This window comes from Protofrankia sp. CiP1_Cm_nod1 (assembly GCF_920888515.1).
Lineage (GTDB): Bacteria > Actinomycetota > Actinomycetes > Frankiales > Frankiaceae > Protofrankia.
Window position 1 is genome coordinate 1 of sequence record NZ_CAKKTM010000050.1, and the last position, 2,758, is coordinate 2,758.

Below are 2,758 nucleotides of genomic sequence, written 5' to 3' on the forward strand. Positions count from 1 at the left end.
CCATATGGGATAGGCGACAGGGCCCGTCATCTGTCTGATCAGTTTCAGATCACCGTCAGGTCAGACGCCATTTGCGTAGTCGAGCGACCAGCGGATGAGTCGAGACAAGATCATCACCCTGATCGAAACCCGTAACTGGTCAGGTACCGATTTGATCTTGGGTTAGCTGGTTGCGGGCATCCAGGGGCGGCCCTCGGCGAGGTGGACGAGGGCGTCGAACAAGGGGATGCCGTGTTTGGTGGCGGTGGACAGGTAGCTTCGGATCGCGCAGAACTGGCGGGCGCCGGTGAGGGTGCGTAGACACCCGGATACTTTCTGCCGCAGTTTGATCATGCGGATGTCGCGTTCCGAGCCGTTGTTGTCCGCGGGTATCCGCGGGTTACTGGTGAAGCGCAGGTAGTCGGCTTCGCGGTCGACGAGCCGGCAGGCCAGCGCGTGGCGGGCGGCCATGAGCTTCGTGCCGCGGGGCGAGGTCTGGGTGATCCCGATGTGGGCGGCGTGGCGCAGCAGCCGGGTGTGGGTCGCCAGGTCGGTCGGGTCGACCGTGGTGCCGGTGGCGGCGGCGTCGACGGTGAGCCGGTGCAGCGCGAGGAGAGCATCGGCGGCCTGGGTGGCCCAGCACCAGCTGCCGGCCGGGGCGGCGTCGACGATCCCCTGCAGCTCACGCAGCACGTGGGCGACACACAGCTGGTGGGTGGCGTCGGTGTAGGTGTCATACGGCGCCCAGGCGTCGTGGATCACGATCCCGGCGAAGCCGGAGAGCACCCCGAGGGCGTCGATCCCCGCGGTTCCGCGTTTCGGATGGCAGTCGATCAGCGTGTACCGGTCGGTGCGAGCGACGTGCACCCAGTGCAGTTTCCCGGCGACCCGTAGCCCGGTCTCATCGGCGCCGACGACCTCGGCGTCGGCGAGGCACTGGCGGACCGTGGCGAGGAAGCCATCCAGGCCCGTGGCGGCACGGGCGGTCATCGCACCGACCGTGCCCGCCGAGATCGGGATCCCGACCAGCTCGGCCAGCGCGGTCGCGGTTCGTTCCTTCGACAGGAACTGACCGGAATAGAGGTAGACCGCCGCCGCGCTCACCCGGGGCCCGTACTGGACCGGGGCATCCACCCCGTCCGGCGCGGTCGCCTTCGTGCGTGTCCCGCAGCCGCATTCCCGCTCGACCAGCTCATGTTCGATCACATGCGGGCGTAGTTCGGGCAGGTCGAACACCTGCCGGCGTTCGGTCCGGGCCACCGGCCGGCCCGCCAGCGACGCCCCGCAGCCCCCACACGGCCCCGGTTCGTGCCGCAGCCGCACGTCGGGATCGTCCACCATCCGCAGCGTCGATCCGGGATGCCCGCCCTGCCCACCAGGGCGCCGGCCGGACTTCTTCCGCAATGACTTCGGGGGCGGTTTCGCCAGCCCGTCCGAACTCGGTGGCTTCGCCGAGTTCCGCGACGTCTTGCCGACCTGGGCCTCCAACTCGGCGATCCGCGCCCGGGCCTGTTCCAACTCGGCCCGCAACTGCGCGATCAGTGCCGCCTGCTCCACCACCAGCGCCGCGAGCTCGTCATACGACGGCACCGACGGTGCGGGCGGATCACCGGACACACCTGGACCCTACGGTCCGATCAACCACGCGGCGCCAACGCTCCTGGGCTGCCAGGTCATCGAAGAGTCCCAGCCTGCCATGAAACCAAAAACAAACGATCTACGAGACCTGACCAGTTACCGAAACCCTTGGTGACATGACAACCGCTCTTGCCGAGACCGACTTGCCAGACAAGACCAAGGTATACTGTTACTTCAGCCATATGATACCATTCCAAGCCATGATCGAAGCGGGGACGGAAACAGCGGAGACCGGATCGGATGGGCGGCGGTACTGGATCTGGGTTACCGGGCCCGACTACTACCTGGATGAGAACGGCACCGATCGTCCAGAGCTCGACCCGACCCGGGGGTCCGCTCCGGACGACTGGTGGACATGCCACAAAGAGACCCGCGAAGAGGACCTCATCCTGCTCTACCGGTCTCAGATCAAGAAAGACATCGCCTATCTAATTGAGGCCAGGTCAGACGCCTACGCGCTCCGCAACGGCGACGTGGCCGCGGACCTGGGGTGGGACGTCGCCTGTGACTATGAGGTGATCGAAAAGTTCCGCAGGCCGCTACAGCTCGCCGACATGCGAAGCGATCCGGTCCTGGCCAACTGGGGTCCGCTGCGGGCGAACCTCCGTCGCCGGGCCTATGAAATCCCCCGGCCTATCTGGGCTCACCTCCTCGGTCGTCTCAGCCCCGACCACACGGCGACGGACCGCCTCCGGGAAAAGGCCACGCGACGGTACCTTCTGGAACGCGACATCGAGAACTACCTTGCCGGGCACATGGAGCTCTTCTCTCGCTACGGTCTGCATGTGGACCTTCATGCCCGGCAGTACGTCTGTTACAACGGCGGCCGCGCCGATCTCATCTGCTTCGAGCGCAGCAAGAAGCGCTTTATCGCGATAGAGCTGAAGAAGGGGGCCGTGGACCGCAACGCGGTCGGCCAGGTGCTCAGCTATCGAGCGAGTTTGGAGGACGAATTCACCTCCTATCGGCAGCCGCTCGGAATCCTGATCGGAGACAGCATCAAGAAAGATGCCGCAGCCATGGTGAATCGGGACAGTCGGCTGTCGTTCATCCCGTTGGACGAGCTGCTGTCGAACTGAGAGACTTTCACCGAGAATGACCTCCCCGATAGGGCTGTTAGAGGGTGGGCGGGGTCAAACAG

Annotated in this window: 2 protein-coding genes; one reads left to right on the forward strand and one right to left on the reverse strand. The window is 65.7% G+C overall.

Annotated elements, in window-relative coordinates; translation table 11 throughout:
• Positions 1 to 162 precede the first annotated feature (162 nt).
• Positions 163 to 1,596 (reverse strand): IS66 family transposase, encoded by a 1,434-nt coding sequence (tnpC, locus tag NBX02_RS03255; protein ID WP_250289934.1) that lies wholly within the window; start codon positions 1,594 to 1,596, stop codon positions 163 to 165.
• A 221-nt stretch (positions 1,597 to 1,817) separates the two neighbouring features.
• Between tnpC and NBX02_RS03260 the strand changes: the two genes are divergently transcribed.
• The gene (locus tag NBX02_RS03260; protein WP_250289937.1) at positions 1,818 to 2,696 is read left to right on the forward strand and encodes an EVE domain-containing protein; all 879 of its coding nucleotides are present in this window, start codon (positions 1,818 to 1,820) and stop codon (positions 2,694 to 2,696) included.
• Positions 2,697 to 2,758: the final 62 nt, after the last annotated feature.